The sequence below is a fragment of the Acidisphaera rubrifaciens HS-AP3 genome, from assembly GCF_000964365.1.
GTDB classification, from domain to species: Bacteria; Pseudomonadota; Alphaproteobacteria; order Acetobacterales; family Acetobacteraceae; genus Acidisphaera; species Acidisphaera rubrifaciens.
This window is the reverse complement of sequence record NZ_BANB01000165.1, coordinates 1-15,905: the sequence shown is the minus strand read 5'-3', so window position 1 is coordinate 15,905 and position 15,905 is coordinate 1. Positions and strand designations below refer to the sequence as shown.

General features: G+C 69.3%; 11 protein-coding genes and 1 pseudogene. 5 read left to right on the top strand and 7 right to left on the bottom strand.

Annotated features, from left to right (window positions below; all coding sequences use genetic code 11):
* Genes B8460_RS06085 through B8460_RS06070 form a run of 4 tightly spaced genes read left to right on the top strand, consistent with a single transcriptional unit; the run spans position 1 to position 3,949 of the window.
* On the top strand, positions 1 to 834 hold the full coding sequence (locus B8460_RS06085; protein WP_048860689.1) for a phosphoenolpyruvate hydrolase family protein: 834 nt from the start codon (positions 1 to 3) through the stop codon (positions 832 to 834).
* Positions 835 to 859: 25 nt separating this feature from the next.
* On the top strand, positions 860 to 3,058 hold the full coding sequence (locus tag B8460_RS06080) for a flotillin domain-containing protein (RefSeq protein ID WP_048860688.1): 2,199 nt from the start codon (positions 860 to 862) through the stop codon (positions 3,056 to 3,058).
* A gap of 10 nt (positions 3,059 to 3,068) precedes the next feature.
* Positions 3,069 to 3,512 (top strand): SRPBCC family protein, encoded by a 444-nt coding sequence (locus B8460_RS06075; protein WP_048860687.1) that lies wholly within the window; start codon positions 3,069 to 3,071, stop codon positions 3,510 to 3,512.
* Positions 3,497 to 3,949, top strand: coding sequence for an SRPBCC family protein (locus B8460_RS06070; RefSeq protein WP_052945147.1), 453 nt, complete (start codon positions 3,497 to 3,499; stop codon positions 3,947 to 3,949). The genes B8460_RS06075 and B8460_RS06070 overlap by 16 nt, the downstream gene beginning before the upstream one ends.
* Before the next feature lie 34 nt (positions 3,950 to 3,983).
* Here the strand turns inward: B8460_RS06070 and B8460_RS06065 are convergent.
* From B8460_RS06065 to B8460_RS06050, 4 genes and pseudogenes are all read right to left on the bottom strand, one after another.
* A pseudogene (locus B8460_RS06065) lies at positions 3,984 to 6,347 on the bottom strand (phosphoketolase family protein); the annotation flags it as partial.
* Positions 6,348 to 6,462: 115 nt separating this feature from the next.
* The gene (locus B8460_RS06060) at positions 6,463 to 8,400 is read right to left on the bottom strand and encodes an acetyl/propionyl/methylcrotonyl-CoA carboxylase subunit alpha (protein WP_048860685.1); all 1,938 of its coding nucleotides are present in this window, start codon (positions 8,398 to 8,400) and stop codon (positions 6,463 to 6,465) included.
* A gap of 6 nt (positions 8,401 to 8,406) precedes the next feature.
* Positions 8,407 to 10,008 (bottom strand): acyl-CoA carboxylase subunit beta, encoded by a 1,602-nt coding sequence (locus B8460_RS06055; protein WP_048860684.1) that lies wholly within the window; start codon positions 10,006 to 10,008, stop codon positions 8,407 to 8,409.
* Positions 10,005 to 11,933 (bottom strand): AMP-binding protein, encoded by a 1,929-nt coding sequence (locus B8460_RS06050; protein ID WP_048860683.1) that lies wholly within the window; start codon positions 11,931 to 11,933, stop codon positions 10,005 to 10,007. Before B8460_RS06050 ends, B8460_RS06055 begins: the two co-directional genes overlap by 4 nt.
* A 161-nt stretch (positions 11,934 to 12,094) precedes the next feature.
* On the opposite strand from B8460_RS06050, the gene B8460_RS06045 reads away from it, so the two are divergent.
* Positions 12,095 to 13,282 carry an acyl-CoA dehydrogenase family protein gene (locus B8460_RS06045; RefSeq protein WP_084623281.1) on the top strand — a complete coding sequence of 396 codons (1,188 nt, stop codon included), beginning with the start codon at positions 12,095 to 12,097 and terminating at the stop codon, positions 13,280 to 13,282.
* 10 nt (positions 13,283 to 13,292) lie between these two features.
* Here B8460_RS06045 and B8460_RS06040 read toward each other — a convergent pair whose 3' ends face one another.
* The 3 genes from B8460_RS06040 to B8460_RS06030 all read right to left on the bottom strand — a co-directional run.
* Positions 13,293 to 13,790 (bottom strand): PaaI family thioesterase, encoded by a 498-nt coding sequence (locus tag B8460_RS06040; protein WP_048860682.1) that lies wholly within the window; start codon positions 13,788 to 13,790, stop codon positions 13,293 to 13,295.
* 26 nt (positions 13,791 to 13,816) lie between these two features.
* The gene (locus B8460_RS06035) at positions 13,817 to 15,361 is read right to left on the bottom strand and encodes a DHA2 family efflux MFS transporter permease subunit (RefSeq protein ID WP_048860681.1); all 1,545 of its coding nucleotides are present in this window, start codon (positions 15,359 to 15,361) and stop codon (positions 13,817 to 13,819) included.
* On the bottom strand, positions 15,358 to 15,905 hold a 548-nt coding region (locus tag B8460_RS06030; RefSeq protein WP_048860680.1), incomplete at its 5' end, for an HlyD family secretion protein. The genes B8460_RS06030 and B8460_RS06035, both read right to left, overlap by 4 nt.

Genomic DNA, 15,905 nt, shown 5'->3' with positions numbered 1-15,905 from the left:
ATGCCGCGCTTCGAACGCGCCGTCCTGATGGAACGCTTCCGCGAAATGGCGGCGCGTCGCGAGCCGATCATCGGCGGCGGCGCCGGGACCGGCCTGTCGGCCAAATGCGAGGAGGCGGGCGGGATCGACCTGATCGTCATCTACAATTCCGGCCGCTATCGCATGGCTGGCCGGGGCTCGCTCGCCGGCCTGCTGGCCTACGGCAACGCCAACGACATCGTCATGGAGATGGGGCGCGAGGTGCTGCCGGTGGTGCGCCGCACGCCTGTCCTGGCTGGCGTCAACGGCACCGATCCCTTCTGCCTGTTCGACCGCTTTCTCGACGACCTGAAGGCGGCGGGTTTTTCCGGCGTGCAGAACTTCCCGACCGTGGGACTGATCGACGGCGTCTTCCGGGCGAACCTGGAGGAGACCGGCATGTCCTATGGCCAGGAAATCGACATGATCGCGGCGGCCCATGACCGTGATCTGCTGACAACGCCATACGTGTTCAATGAGGACGAGGCCGCCGCCATGGCGCGGGCCGGGGCCGATATCATTGTCTGCCATCTCGGACTGACCACCGGCGGGTCGATCGGCGCGGATACCGCGCTTCGTCTCGCCGACTGTCCGGCCCTGGTCGACGCCTGGGCCGAGGCGGCGCTGCGGGTGCGGTCGGACATTCTCGTGCTGGTGCATGGTGGCCCGGTCGCGGAGCCGGACGACGCGGCCTACATCCTTGCCAACACGCGCAACTGCCACGGCTTCTACGGCGCCTCCTCGATGGAGCGGCTGCCGACGGAGCGGGCGCTCGTCGAACAGACGCGGCGTTTCAAGGCGATCGGACAGGGCTGAAGCCGATGTCGGGGGAAACGGAGTGATGGGAACGCAGATTCTGGGAGCCGCGATCCTGTGGCTCATCGTTCTGGCGGTGGTCGTCGTGATCGGCGTCTACCTGTTGCGCTGGCTCTATCGCCGCTCGACGAAGGAGGTCGCCTTCGTCCGCACCGGCTTCGGCGGCGAATGCGTGGTGATCAACAGCGGCGCCTTCGTCATCCCCGTCCTGCACGAAGTGTCGCCCGTCAACATGAATGTGATGCGGATCGAGGTGCGCCGCGCCGATGGCGGAGCCCTGATCACGCGCGACCGCATGCGTGTCGATATCGTCGCCGAATTCTTCCTGCGCGTGTCGCCGACGCGCGAGGCGGTCGCGCTTGCCTCGCAGACTTTGGGACGCCGGGCGATGCAGCCCGACAGCATCCGTGACCTGTTCGAAGGCAAGTTCGCCTCCGCCCTGCGCACCGTGGCCGCGGAGATGACCTTGCAGGATATGCACGAGAAGCGCGGCGTCTACATGGCGCGCGTGCGCGAGCATGCGGCGGAGGCCCTGGCCTATAACGGGCTGGAGCTGGAAAGCGTGGCACTCGTCGACATCGACCAGACGTCGCTCGATCACTTCGATCCTTCGAACGCGTTCGACGCCGAAGGGTTGACGCAAATCACGGAGATTATCGAGTCGCGGCGCCGCGCCCGTAATCAGATCGAGCAGCAGACGATGCTCGACATACGCAACCAGAACCTCGATTCCGAACGGCGCGTGCTGGAGATCGAACGCGAGACCGAATATGCGCGTCTCGAACAGGAACGCGAGATCGAGGTCCGCCGGGCGATGCAGCGGGCGGAACTGGCCCGCGAGCGCGCCATGCGCGACCATGAGGCCCAGCAAGCGCAGATCGAGGCGAACGAGGCGACCGAGCGCACGCGCATCGCCCAGGACCGTGCCCTGACCGAATTGCGGATCGAGAATGAGGAAGGCATCCGACGGCGCGAGATCGCCCGGCGGCAGACGCTGGAGGTATCGGAACTCAAAAGTCGCGAGGCGACGGAGCGGGAGGAGATCGCCCTCGGTCTCGCGGTCGAGCGCGAGCGGATCGAGCGCCAGCGTGCCCAGGAGGCGCTCGAGGTCGCGCGACGGCAGGCCGTCGAGCTGGCGGAGCGTGAGCGTGAGATCGCCCTGTCGCGCAAGTCGGTGGAGGTGATCGCCGCCGACATCGAGGCGCGTCGCGCCGAGATCGCGTCCCGCGCGGAAATCGAGCGCGAACGGCTCGCCGGGGAACGCAGTGTCGACGAGGCGCGCATCGAACGCGAGCGCGCCGTCCAGGCTCTGGAGATCGGCCGGCGGCAGGCGTTCGAGGAGGCGGAAATCGTCTCCGGCGAGGAGATCGAGCGGGCCCGCATCGCGGCCGAGCGTGGGGTGCGCGAGGCGCATCTGCTGCGCGAGCGTGACCTGCGGCGGCTGGAGATCGACCGCGACCGCCTGGTCGAGCTTGCGGAAATCGAACGCGCGGTCGAACTCGCGAACCGCTCGAAGGAACGGTCGGAGGCAATCGCCGGGGCCGAGGCGGCGCGGGCGCATGCGGTGCAGGCCGAGGAACAGGCGATGACCACGCGGGAGCGTGCCATCGCGGAACGGCGGAAGATGGTCGAGTTGATCGCGACCGCACGCGACACGGAACGTGAACGTCTGCGCCTGATCGCGCGCGCGGAGGCCGAGCGGGAGGCGGCGATGAGCTTTGCCGAGGCGCAACGGATCGCGGCGCAGGCCGAGGCCGACGCCACCGTTATCCGTGCCGATGCCGAAGCGACGCGCCAGAGGGTGGATGCCGAGGGCGCGCGGCTCGCCAACGAGGCCGATAACGTGCTGAGCGGCGAGGCCCGCGCGTCGCGCGTGCGCATGAAGCTGCTGGACAAGATCGAGGGGATCGTGCGGGAAAGCGTGCGCCCGATGGAGAAGATCGAGGGGATCAACATCCTGCATGTCGACGGCCTCGGCGCCGGTCAGGACGGACGCCGCACCGTCACGGACGAGGTGATCGACAGCGCGCTGCGCTATCGCGTGCAGGCGCCGATGATCGACAGCCTGATGAAGGAAGTCGGCATCGAGGGCGGCAGCGTCGGGCGGATGACGGACGTGTTGCGTGATGCGAAGGACATCGACGCGCTGACGCGCAACCGACAGAAATCCCCTGGCGCCCCCGCCGGCGGTCCGCCGCCACGCGACGACGATCGCGATCGCTGAAGGGTCGGACGTGGCCGAGGTCTACGTCTCCGCCGTGATCGATGCGCCGGCGGGCGCGGTATGGGGCGTGATCCGCGACTTCAACGCCTTGCCGGCCTGGACGCCTTTCGTCGTGGAGAGCCGCATAGAACGCAACCAGCCGGCCGCACAGGTCGGCTGCGTCCGCGTCTTCCGTCTGCGCGACGGCGGAATGATCCGTGAACGTCTGCTGGCCCTGTCCGACTACGAGTTTTCGATGACGTACTCGATCCTCGAAAGCCCCATGGCGGTCGAGGGCTACGTGGCGACGCTGCGGCTGCTGCCGGTGACGCAGGGAAACAAGGCCTTCGCGGAGTGGTCGGCGTCATTCCGCTGCGCCGAGGCACGGGAGGGCGAACTGGTGGACCATATCGGCCGCAACGTCTTCCTCGCCGGCCTGGTCGCGTTGCAGCGCCGCCCATGGCCGGCAGCCTAGTCCGTATCGAGCGAAGCGGCGTGATCCCGGCGCCGGCCGCGTCGGTTTGGCGTCTGCTGCGCGACTTCAACGCGCATGCGCTGTGGCATCCGGCGGTCGACGCGAGCGCGATCGAGGATGGCGATGCGGCCGACGTCGTGGGGGCGGTGCGGGCGTTCCGTCTCGCGGGGGGCGGTCATCTCCGCGAGCAGCTGATTGCCCTGTCGGACCGCGAACGCTCGTTGACCTACTGCCTGCTGGAAGCGCCGGTGCCGCTCTACGATTACGTCGCGACGATGCAGGTGCTGCCGGTGACCGCAAGCGAGGAGGCGCTTGTCGTCTGGCGCGCGCGCTTCGCCCCTCCGGCCGCGCAGGAAGCCGCGTTGATCCACATGGTGCAGGCCGATATCTACGAGACGGGCCTGCGTGCCCTCGCGGATCGCTTCGCCGCCGTCTGAAGGCCGGGGCCGGTTCGGTCATTCGGCGCTGCGTTCAGCCGCCCCACCGCCAGCCCGCCACGTCCGGCATATCCTCGCCGACTGCCCGGACATAGGCATGATGCTCGGCGAGACGGTCGCGCAGGAGTTGCCGCAGATGGCCCGACTTCGGCTGCAGACGCGGCGCGTGATCGAGCACGTGTCCGGCAAGATGAAATCGGTCGATGCCGTTCAGCACCGTCATGTCAAAGGGCGTGGTGGTCGTCCCTTCCTCGCGGTATCCCTGCACGTGAAACCGCGAGGGCTGGCTGCGCCGGTAGATCAGCCGGTGGATCAGCGACGGATAGCCGTGGAAGGCGAAGATCACGGGGCGGTCGCGTGTGAACAGCGCGTCGAAGTCCCGGTCGGACAGACCGTGCGGGTGTTCGCTCGGCGATTGCAGCGTCATCAGATCCACGACATTGACAAAGCGGATGCGTGCCTCCGGCATGTGCCGGCGCAAGAGGTCGGCCGCGGCGAGGGCTTCCAGTGTCGGCACGTCGCCGGCACAGGCGAGGATGGCATCCGGCTCCTGATTCAGATCGGTGCTGGCCCAACTCCAGACGCCGAGACCCTGGGCGCAGTGACGTTCGGCCGCCTCCATGTCCAGCCATTGCGGCGAGGGTTGCTTGCCCGCGACGATGACGTTGACATAGTCGCGCGACCGCAGGCAGTGATCGACCACCGACAGCAGCGTGTTCGCATCGGGTGGCAGATAGACCCGTGCGATCTCGGCCTTCTTGCTGACGACGTGATCGAGGAAGCCAGGGTCCTGATGGCTGAAGCCGTTATGGTCCTGTCGCCACACGTGCGAGGTCAGAAGATAGTTGAGCGATGCAATCGACGCGCGCCACGGTATCTGGCGGGTGACCTTCAGCCACTTGGCATGCTGGTTGAACATCGAATCGATGATGTGGATGAATGCCTCGTAGCATGAAAAAAAGCCGTGCCGGCCGGTCAGCAGATAGCCCTCCAGCCAACCCTGGCATAGATGCTCGCTCAGGACTTCCATCACGCGGCCGTCAGTCGCGACATGCTCGTCGCTGGGGCGGATCTCCGCCGCCGACATGCGATCCGTCACCTCGAATACCGCGTCCAGACGGTTGGATGCGGTCTCGTCCGGGCCGAACAGCCGGAAGCTGCGATCGTTGCGGGCCATGATGTCACGCAGGAAGCGCCCGGCGGCGCGCGTGGCCTCCGCATCGACGCCACCCGGCCGATCGACCATCACCGCGTAGTCGCGGAAATCAGGCATGTCGAGGCCACGCAGCAGCAGGCCGCCGTTGGCGTTCGGGTTGGCGCCCATGCGCCGCGGTCCGACCGGGGCCAATGCGGCAAGGTCCGCCCGCAACCGGCCCTCGTGGCCGAACAGGTCGTCGGGGCGATAGCTGCGCATCCAGGCTTCGAGCTGCGCGAGATGCGCCGGATTGCTCCGCACGCCGCCGAGCGGGACCTGATGTGCGTGGAACGTGCCTTCGACAGGGTGGCCATCCACTTCCTTGGGGCCGGTCCAGCCTTTCGGCGTGCGCAGCACGATCATCGGCCAGCGGGGACGGCGTTGAAATCCGTGCGCGCGCGCCTCGCGCTGGATCGCCGCGATGTCGTCGAATGCGCGGTCGAGCGCAGCGGCCAGGCCACGGTGGACCGTCGCGGGATCGTCGCCGGCGACGACGACCGGTGCGTGACCATAGCCGGCGAGCAGCTGCAGCAACTCGTCTTCCGGCAGTCGGGCGAGGACCGTGGGACCTGCGATCTTGTACCCGTTGAGGTGCAGGATCGGCAGAACGGCGCCGTCGCGTGCCGGATTGATGAACTTGTTGGAGTGCCAGCTCGCCGCGAGCGCGCCGGTCTCCGCCTCGCCGTCGCCGACGACGCAGGCGGCAATCAGGTCGGGATTGTCATAGACCGCGCCATAGGCATGCAGCAGCGAATAGCCCAGCTCGCCGCCTTCATGGATCGAACCGGGCGTCTCCGGTGCCGCATGGCTCGGGATGCCGCCGGGAAACGAGAACTGCCGGAACAGCGCGCGCATCCCGTCGGTGTCGGGCGTGACGTGAGGATACAGCTCCGAATACGTGCCTTCCAGATACGTGTTGGCGACCACGGCCGGACCGCCATGTCCGGGGCCCGCGATGAAGATGACATCGAGGTCGCGCGCCCTGATGATGCGGTTGAGGTGGGCGTACACCAAATTGAGGCCCGGCGTCGTGCCCCAATGGCCGAGCAGGCGCGGCTTGATGTCCTCGGGACGCAGCGGGCGCTGCAGCAGGGGATTGTCGAGCAGATAGATCTGGCCGACCGACAGGTAGTTCGCCGCGCGCCAATAGGCGTCCAGCAGCGCCAGATCGGTATCCGCTCCGGATGTGTCCGTCATGCCTGCTCTCTCCTTGCCGGCGCCCGGCGGGTTCGTCCGGGGGCGAGGGTGTGCGGGGAGATTGGCACTGGCGTGGCGGGGCGTCGCGCTGATCCAGATCAAACACGCGTGCGGCCGGCGATCACGCCGGCGTCAGCTCCACCAGGACCGTGCCGCCCGCAATCGTGTCGCCCGCCGCGACATGCACGCCCGCGACGATCCCGTCGGCCGGCGCGGGGAGACGCAGCACGACCTTCATCGCCTCCATGGTGACGCAGACGGCACCGGCGGCGACGTGGGCGCCCGCGACGACATCGACGCTCGTGATGAGGCCCGGCATCGGTGCCGCGATCCGCCGCGAATTGTCTGCGCCGCCGGCGCGGGTGAGGGCCGCGTCGCCCGCGTGCCGCACGACATGTGGCCAGGCACCGCCGTCGCGCATCACCCAGATTGTCTCGTCCTGCCGTGCCCAGGCATAGCGGTGCCGCGGCGCGTCGGCGATGTCGAGCAGGACGCTGTCGCCGGTGACCGCGGCACGGACATGCCAGCCCCCGGCTTCGAACGCGGCGGCGTCGCCGATCACGGGGATTTCCTCGTCATCGACGGTGGCATAGATGCGGGCCGGCCGGACCAGCCGCCAGGCGCCCAGCGTCCCCCACGGGCCGGATGCTGTCGCGTGACCTGCCAGCCAGACCGCGAGCGCGGCGAGACGTGTCTCGTCCGGCACCGGGGGGCGCCAGCCGTCGGGGAAAGTGTCCGCGAGAAAGCGCGTCGTCAGGCGCGCGTCGATGAACGCCCCCGCGCCGAGCACGTCGCGCAGAAAGCCCTGGTTCGTCGCGACGCCCGCGACTGTCAGCGCGGCCAGCCCGGCGACCAGCCGCATGCGGGCCTGTTCGCGGTCATCGCCATGGGCGATGAGCTTGGCGAGCAGGCTGTCGTACCACGGTCCGACGACGCTACCCGCCGCGATGCCGGCATCGACGCGCAGATCGCCGGGCGGGTCGAAACGCAGCACGGTGCCGGTGGCCGGGCGATAGTCCTCGGCCGGCTCCTCGGCGTTCAGACGCGCCTCGATCGCGTGGCCGCGAAAGCCGATCGCCTCCTGCGTGAGGGGCAGGGGCTCTCCCGCGGCGATGCGCAGCTGCCATTCGACGAGATCGAGACCGGTGATCGCTTCGGTCACCGTGTGCTCGACCTGCAGCCGCGTATTCATCTCAAGGAAGAACGGCGCGCCGCTGTCCTCGTCGAGCACGAACTCGACCGTGCCGAGACTGTCATATCCGATCGCCCGCGCGAGCGACACGGCGGCCGCATGCAGGGTCGCGCGCTGCGCGGACGTCAGGCGCGGCGCAGGCGCCTCCTCGATGAGCTTCTGATAGCTGCGCTGGATCGAGCACTCGCGGTCGCCGAGATGGACCACGTTGCCGTGCCTGTCGCCGGCGATCTGCACCTCGATATGGCGCGGGCGGGTGATCAGGCGTTCGATCAGCAGCTCGCCGTTGCCGAAAGCCGCGGTCGCCTCGGCGCGTGCCGCCGTGATCGCCTCGGCCAACCCGTTCTCCGCATCGACCCGGCGCATGCCGCGTCCGCCGCCGCCGGCGCTGGCCTTGATCAACAGGGGATAGCTGATCCGCGCGGCCTCCTCGGCCAGCCGCCGGTCGGATTGGTCGTCGCCGTCGTAGCCGGGCACGCACGGCACGCCGACATCACGCGCCAGCGCCTTCGCCGCCCGCTTCGATCCCATCGCCTCGATGGCCGCGACGGACGGCCCGACCCACGCGATGCCGGCCGCCACAAGCGCGAGCGGCAGGGCCGCGCGTTCCGACAGGAAGCCGTATCCCGGGTGAACCGCCGCCGCCCCGGTCATGCGGGCCGCGGCGACGATGGCGTCGACGTCGAGATAGCTGCGCGCCGCCTCGGCCGGCCCGATCGCCACCGCGTCATCGGCCGCCCGCACATGCGGCGCGTCTCGATCCGCCTCGGAGAACACCGCAATGCTGCGTATGCCGAGGCGACGGCACGTGCGGACAATGCGGCAGGCGATTTCGCCGCGATTGGCGATCAATACGGACGGAAACACCGGCGCCTACATGCGATACACGGGCGCGCGCCGTTCCTGCCGCGGTTCGGCGGCAGCGAGCGCGAGACACAGGCCGAGCACGTCGCGCGTCTGATGCGGCGCGATGATGCCGTCGTCCCATAGCCGGGCGGTCGCGTAGTAGGGATCGCTCTGCTCCGTGAACTGCTGGCGTGTCCGTGCTTCCAGTGCCGCCAGCTCGGCGTCGGCGGCGACGTCCTGCTTGATGCTGGCGCGGCGCAGCTCCAGCAGCACGTTGGTCGCGACATCCGGGCTCATCGTGGCGATGCGCGCGTTCGGCCACGCGAACAGGAAGCGCGGCGCGAAGCCACGGCCGCACATGCCGTAATTGCCCGCGCCGTAGCTGCCGCCCACGATTACCGTATAGCGCGGCACGCGGGCACAGGAGACGGCATAGACCATCTTCGCGCTGTGCTTGGCGATGCCGCCGCGCTCGGCTTCCGTGCCCACCATGAAGCCGGTGATGTTCTGCAGGAACACCAGCGGGATATGGCGCTGATCGCACAACTCGATGAAGTGCGCGCCCTTGGCCGCGCTTTCGGAGAACAGCGGGCCGTTGTTGGCGAGGATGCCGACCGGATGGCCGTGGATATGCGCGGTCACGCACACCAGCGTGGCGCCCCACTCCGGCTTGAACGCCTGGGCCTCGCTGCCGTCCACGATGCGGGCAATCACCTCATGCACGTCATAGGGCTCGCGCGGGTCGTCCGGCACCAGCCCGGCGATCTCCGACGGATCAAGCCGGGGCGGGCGGGGCGGCACGGTCGCCTGGTGGTTCGGCCGCACGACGTTGAGGCCCGCGACGATGCGGCGCAGCTGCGCCAGCGCCGCCGCCTCGTCATCGGCCAGATAGTCGCTCACGCCGGAGACGCGGGTGTGCATCTCCGCGCCCCCCAGCGTCTCGCCGTCCACGTCCTCGTTGATCGCCGCCTTGACGATGCTGGGGCCGCCGAGATGGATGCGCGCGTTGCCCCGCACCATCACGACCTCATCCGACAGCGCCGGGATATAGGCGCCGCCGGCGGTGCAGCCGCCGAACACCGCGCTGATCTGCGGGATGCCGTCGGCCGACATGCGGCACTGTTCATAGAACGTGCTGCCGAAATGGCCTCGGTCGGGGAACACGCGGTCCTGCTCCGGCAGGTAGGCGCCGCCGCAATCGACGAGATAGAGGCACGGCAACCGGTGCTCGCGCGCGATCTCCTGCGCGCGCAGATGCTTCTTCACCGTCTCGTGGAAGAAGCTTCCGCCCTTCACCGTCGCGTCGTTGGCGATCATCATGCAGGGTGTGCCGGCGACGATGCCGATGCCGGTCACGATGCCGGCGGCGGGCACCTCGTTGTCGTACAGCCCCCAGCCGGCGAGCGGCGAGAGTTCCAGAAACGGCGTCATCGGGTCCACCAGCCGGTCGATCCGGTCGCGGGCCAGCATCTTGCCGCGCGCGTGATGGCGGCCGACGTGACGCGCCCCGCCGCCCGCGAGCGCCCAGTCGAGGCGTGCGTTCAGTGTCGCCAGCAGCTCGCCGTGATGGGCGGCGTGGCGCTGAAAACGTTGATCGTGGCGCGGCGCCGGCGTGCCGATCGGTCTCATGCGGTGGTGACGGCAGCGAGCACGGCATCCAGCGCCGACGGGTCCTCGAGCCCGGTCAGATCGCCGCGCACGCCGCGCGTCTCGGCCGCCTCGCGCAACAGCCGGCGCATCACCTTGCCCGCCCGCGTCTTCGGCAGCGATGCCGTCACGTAGACGGCGCCAAGACGCGCGTAGCGGCCGATCGCCGTCTCCACCGCCTCCGCCACGCCCCGACGCGCGTCGTCGGCATCCACGCCCGCGCGCAACGTGACGAAGGCGACCGGCATGGTGCCGCGCAGCCGGTCCGGCACGCCCACCACCGCGGCTTCGGCCACACCCGGCCACGCCGCCGCCGCGCCTTCGATTTCCATCGTGCTTATCCGGTGCGCGGCGATGTTGATCACGTCGTCGGCGCGGCCGAGCACCCAGATCTGACCGTCATCGTCGATCACCGCCTCGTCGGACGTCGCATACCGGCCCGGGAAACGCGCGAAATACGCGGTGCGGTAGCGTTCGGGATCATCCCAGATGGTGCGGGCAAGCGTGGGGAAGGGCGCGGTGAGGACGAGATTGCCGCGCGTGCCGGCGCCGACCTCGCGGCCCTCATCGTCCACCACGGTGCAGGCATGTCCCGGCACCGGCGTGCCGCAACTGCCGTATTTCAGCGCATCGACGCCATAGACGGGATAGGTCCAGGTCGATCCCGTCTCCGTCTGGCCATAGGCGTTGACGACGGGCACGTCGAGGACGCGCTCGGTCCATTCGGCGGTCTCCGGATCGAGCGGCTCGCCCTGCGTGGTGATCAGACGCAGGCCCGACGGCCGCTCGCGGCCCACGACCTCGTCGCCGGCCGCGCGCAGCATGCGCAGCCCGGTCGGCGCGATCAGGATCTTGGTCACGCCATGCCGTCGCGCCGTGGTCAGCAGCCGCGTGCGATCGGGAAAATCGAGCGCGCCCTCGTAGCAGAACAGCGTCATCCCATGGGCAAGGCCGCCGATTACCGCCTGGATCGGGAAGGTCAGCCAGCCGACATCGGCGGCGCACCAATAGACGTCGTCCGGCTGCGGCCCGACCTGCCATTGCACGTTGGCCCAGGCACCGATGAGAAAGCCCGCCGTGCTGTGGACGACGCCCTTCGGCCGGCTTTCGGTGCCGGACGTGAAGATCAGGAAAGCGGGATCGTCGGCGCCGAGCGGCTCGCACGGGCAGTCGGGCGCCGCATCGGCAAGCAGCCTGTCCCATGCGATCTCGCCCCGCTCCGGCGCGGGCGGGTCGCCCGTCCGGTTGACGACGATCGCATGCTCCAGCGCCGGCACCCCCGCGCGCGCGGCGCGGAGATTTGCCAGCAGCGGCACCCGCTTGCCGCGCCGCATCGCCGCGTCGGCGGTGACGATCACGCGCGCCCGCGCCGCCTGCAGCCGCAGCCGGATCGCGTCGGGGGCGAAACCGCTGAACAGCACCGTATAGATGGCGCCGATCCGCGCGCAGGCATGGATGGCGATGAACGCCTCCGGCAGGTTCGGCAGATGGATGGCGACGACATCCCCGCGCGTGACGCCAAGCGCGCGCAAGCCGTTCGCGCAGCGTGCGACGGCATCGTGCAGCTCGCGATAGGTCAGCGTCCGCACGTCGCCGTCCTCGCCTTCCCAGATCACGGCGCGCCGGCCGCCATGCGCGGCGTCCGCGGCATAGCGGTCGATGCAGTTGGCCGCGACGTTCATCCGCCCGCCGACATAGCAGCGCAGGTCGCCGAAACCGCCTTCCATCGCGGTTTCATAGGGTGTCATCCATGCGAAGCGCCGGCCGGCCCAGTCCCAGTAGCCGGCGGGGCCGCCCGCATGCTCCGCCGCCCGCGCCTCGGCGAGAAGCGCCGCCTGGCTCGGCACGCGCCAGCGTTCGGGCAGGGGTTGCAGCGGGGCGGATGTCAGGGCGGTGATCGTTTCCATCTCTTGACCCTTTGCGTTGCGCCGGGCAGCCGGCCGGCCGTGCGAGCCGTGCCGATTGACGCCTCCCTCGCGCCTGCCTAGCGTCGATCACGGTATACGCGACCGGGCCGGCGGTAAACGCATGGCGGTCGTCCCGCAGCACCGACAGGGGGATACGCGGCATGGACACGGTGGAACCGGTTGCGCGGGAGGCACCGGCCTGTCTCGATCATCCCGCCTTCCGCCCCGAGCACGTGATGCTCCGCGATCAGCTGCGCCGTTTCGTGGAAACCGAAATCAAGCCGGTGGCCGCCGCGTGGGAGAACAAAGGCAGCGTCCCGCGCGAGGTGCTGCGCCGCATGGGCGCGCTGGGCTTCCTCGGCATCCGCTACGAGGAAGCGCATGGCGGCGCCGCGCTCGACACGCTGGCGACCGCCATCCTGGCGGAGGAGCTTGGCCGCTCCACCTACGGCGGCTTCGCGATCACCGTCCTCGTCCACACCGACATGGCCTCGCCGCATCTGGCCAATGGCGGGACGGAGGCGCAGCGCGCGCGCTGGATGCCGGGAATCATCGCCGGCGAGATCATCACCGCCGTGGCCGTGACGGAGCCGGACGCCGGGTCGGACGTCGCCGGCATGCGGACCTCCGCACGGCGCGACGGGGACGACTACCTCCTCAACGGCACCAAGATGTACATCACCAACGGCGTGCTCGCCGATCTGGTGTTCGTCGCGGCCCGCACCGACCCGCAGGCCAAGGGCAGCCGCGGCATTTCCATCTTCGCCGTCGAACGCGGCACGCCGGGCTTTTCCGTCGGCCGCGCGCTCGACAAGCAGGGGTGGCGGTCATCCGACACGGCCGAGCTGGTGTTCGACGACTGCCGCGTGGCCGCGGCGAACCGGCTGGGCGCGGAGAATCGCGGATTCTATGCGATCATGCGCAACTTCCAGAACGAGCGCATCGTGCTCGGCGCGCAGGCGATGGGCGAGGCGCAGGCGATGATCGCGCTCGCGCTCGACTGGGTGCGCCAGCGCCGGGCCTTCGGCGCCACCCTCTGGGAGAAGCAGGCGATCCGCCAGCGGCTCGCGATGCTGAGCGCCCGCGTCGCGGCGGCGCGGCAGCTTGTCTATCACGCCGCTTGGCTCGACAGCCTCGGCCATGACTGCACGCTGCAGGTCAGCCAGGTGAAGGCGCTGTGCGGCGAACTGGTCAACGAGGTCGCCTATGCCTGCCAGCAGTTCCACGGCGGCATGGGCTATCTGCGCGAAAGCGCCATCGAGCGGATGGTGCGCGACGCCCGCGTGCAGTCGATCGGCGGCGGCGCGACCGAGGTGATGCTGGAGGAAGTCGCCAAGCGTCTCGGCTGACGGGGCGCGGTCAGCGCGGCGGCAGGTCGAACACCAGGCAGGTCGTGCTCGCCGTCGCATACAGGCGTCCGCCCGCGTCGGTGAGCCGCGCCTCCGCGACGGCGGAGCGGCGGCCGGCATGGACGACGCGCCCCTCGCCGCTGACGACGCCGACCTCCTTGGTCAGCGCGCGCACGTAGTTGACCTTGATCTCGAGCGTCGTGTAGCCGCGTCCCTTTTCGAGCGTGCTTTGCACCGCGCACCCCATCACGCTGTCGAGCAGGGTCGCGATCACGCCGCCATGCACGGTGCCGAGCGGGTTGTAATGCTGTTCGGCGGCGGTCATCCGCATCACGACGCGGCCGTGCTCGACCTCGGTCAGGTCCGTGCCGATCAGCGCCGCGACCGGCGGCCGCGGTATTCGCCCGTCGCGCAGGGCGCGCAGGAAATCGAGTCCGGCCATCTCCCGCCCCGCCTGCGCGATGATGTCGGCGTCTTCCCACTCGATCAGGACGGAGCGTGTGGTCATGCCGAAAATCCCTTCGATATGTGACGTCAGTGCGCGGCGGGCGCCGATGCGGCGGGCTGCTGTGCCACTTTGCGCATCAGTGGAACGAGCAGCGTCGCCACCACGAAAGCAAGCATGATCGCCCGGAACGCGTCCGCGAAGGCAAGCGTGGACGCTTCGCGATACGCCATATGCCACAACTGCCGCAGCGCCGCATCCATGCCCGCGCCCTGCGCTCCCGGCAACGTGCCATAGCGCGCGGCGACGCCGGCCAGCAGTCGCTGTGCCGGCCCGCTCGCCGGTGTCAGATGCTGGGCGATCATGTCGAAATGGATGTTGGTGCGGTCGTTGATGATCGCGGCGCTCGCGGCGATGCCCACGGCGCCGCCGAGGTTGCGCATCATGTTGAACAGGCCGCTGGCGTATTTGAGCCGCTCCGCCGGCAGGCTGCCGAGGCCGAGAAGGACACTCGGCGCCACCGCGAACACCTGCGGAAACCCGCGCAGAACCTGCGGCACCATCAGCTCCGACCCGCTCCACTGGCTGGTGATCGCGGAATATGTCCACATCGCGAGGCCGAAACTCGCCAGCCCGAACATCATCAGCCACCGCCCGTCATAGCGCCGCGCGAGCACGATGTACACCGGGACGCCGACCAGCGACGCCACACCGGTCGAAAAGATCGCCAGCCCCGTCTGCCACGCGCTGTAGCCGCGCACGTAGCCGAGGAACAGCGGCGTCAGGTAGATCGTCGTGAACATGCCGATGCCGGTGACGAAGGACAAGAAGCAGCCCAGCGCGAAGTTGCGGTTGCCCAGGGCACGCAGATCGACGACGGGATTGCGGTAGGTGAGGCTGCGGATGGCGAAGGCGATCAGCGCGCCGCCGGCGATCCAGGCGCACACGCGGATCGTCGTGTCGTCGAACCAGTTCCACCGCGTGCCTTCCTCCAGCACGTATTCAAGCATCCCCAGCCCGACCGCCATCAGCGCGATGCCCGGATAGTCCGCGCCGCGCAGCAACGACAGATCCGGCTCGTCGATGCGCACCAGCAGCGGGACCAGGATTGTGATGAGGATGCCGGGCGCCACGTTGACATAGAACAGCCAGTGCCAGTTGAGCGTATCCGTGATCCAGCCGCCGATGACCGGGCCGAGCGTCGGCGCGACCGATGCGATGGTGCCGATCACGGCGGCGGAATAGACCCGCCGCTTGCCCTGGAAGAAGTAGAACGACGACGTGAAGACCGTCGGGATCATCGACGCGCCGAGCAGGCCCTGCAGCGCGCGGAAGACGATCATGCTCTGGATGTTCCAGGCGACCGCGCACAGCAGGCTGCTCACCGTGAAGCCCGCCGCCGACAGGGTGAACAGCCAGCGCGTGGAAAACACCCGCGTCAGCCAGCCCGACAGCGGGATCATCACGATCTCGGCGATCAGGTAGGCCGTCTGCACCCAGGAGATCTCGTCCTGCGCCGCCGACAGACCGCCGCCGATGTCCTGCAGCGAGGAGGCGACGATCTGGATGTCGAGCAGCGCCATGAACATCCCGGCGCACATCACGACGAAGGGCAGCAGCGGGGGGTTCTTCACGGCACGCGCGTATCGACGGTGACGGTCGTGGACAGGCCCGGCCGCAGGCGGGACGCCATCGGGTCGTCGCCGTCGATGACGACGCGCACGGGGACCCGCTGGACGATCTTGGTGAAGTTGCCGGTCGCGTTCTCCGGCGGGATGACGCTGAATACCGCGCCGGTCCCAGGCGCGAGGCTCGTCACGTGTGCCGTGAATACATGCCCGGGCAGCGCGTCCGCGCGCACCGTCGCCGGCTCGCCCGCGACCATCCGGTCGAGCTGGTCCTCCTTGAAGTTGGCGTCCACCCACAGCCCGCGCGACGGGATGACCGACAGCAGATACGCGCCGGCCGCGACATAGGCGCCGACCTGCGCCGCGCGGTTGCCGATATAGCCGTCCACCGGCGAGCGTATCTCCGTGTAGCCGAGATTGAGTTCGGCCGTGCGCAGCGCGGCGCGCGCCTGCGTCACCGCCGCCTCGGCCTGCACGATGTCGGCCGCGAGGACGCGCAGCTGCTCGCGCGCCGCGTCGAGGCTGGCGGTCGCGGCGACGACGCCGGCCT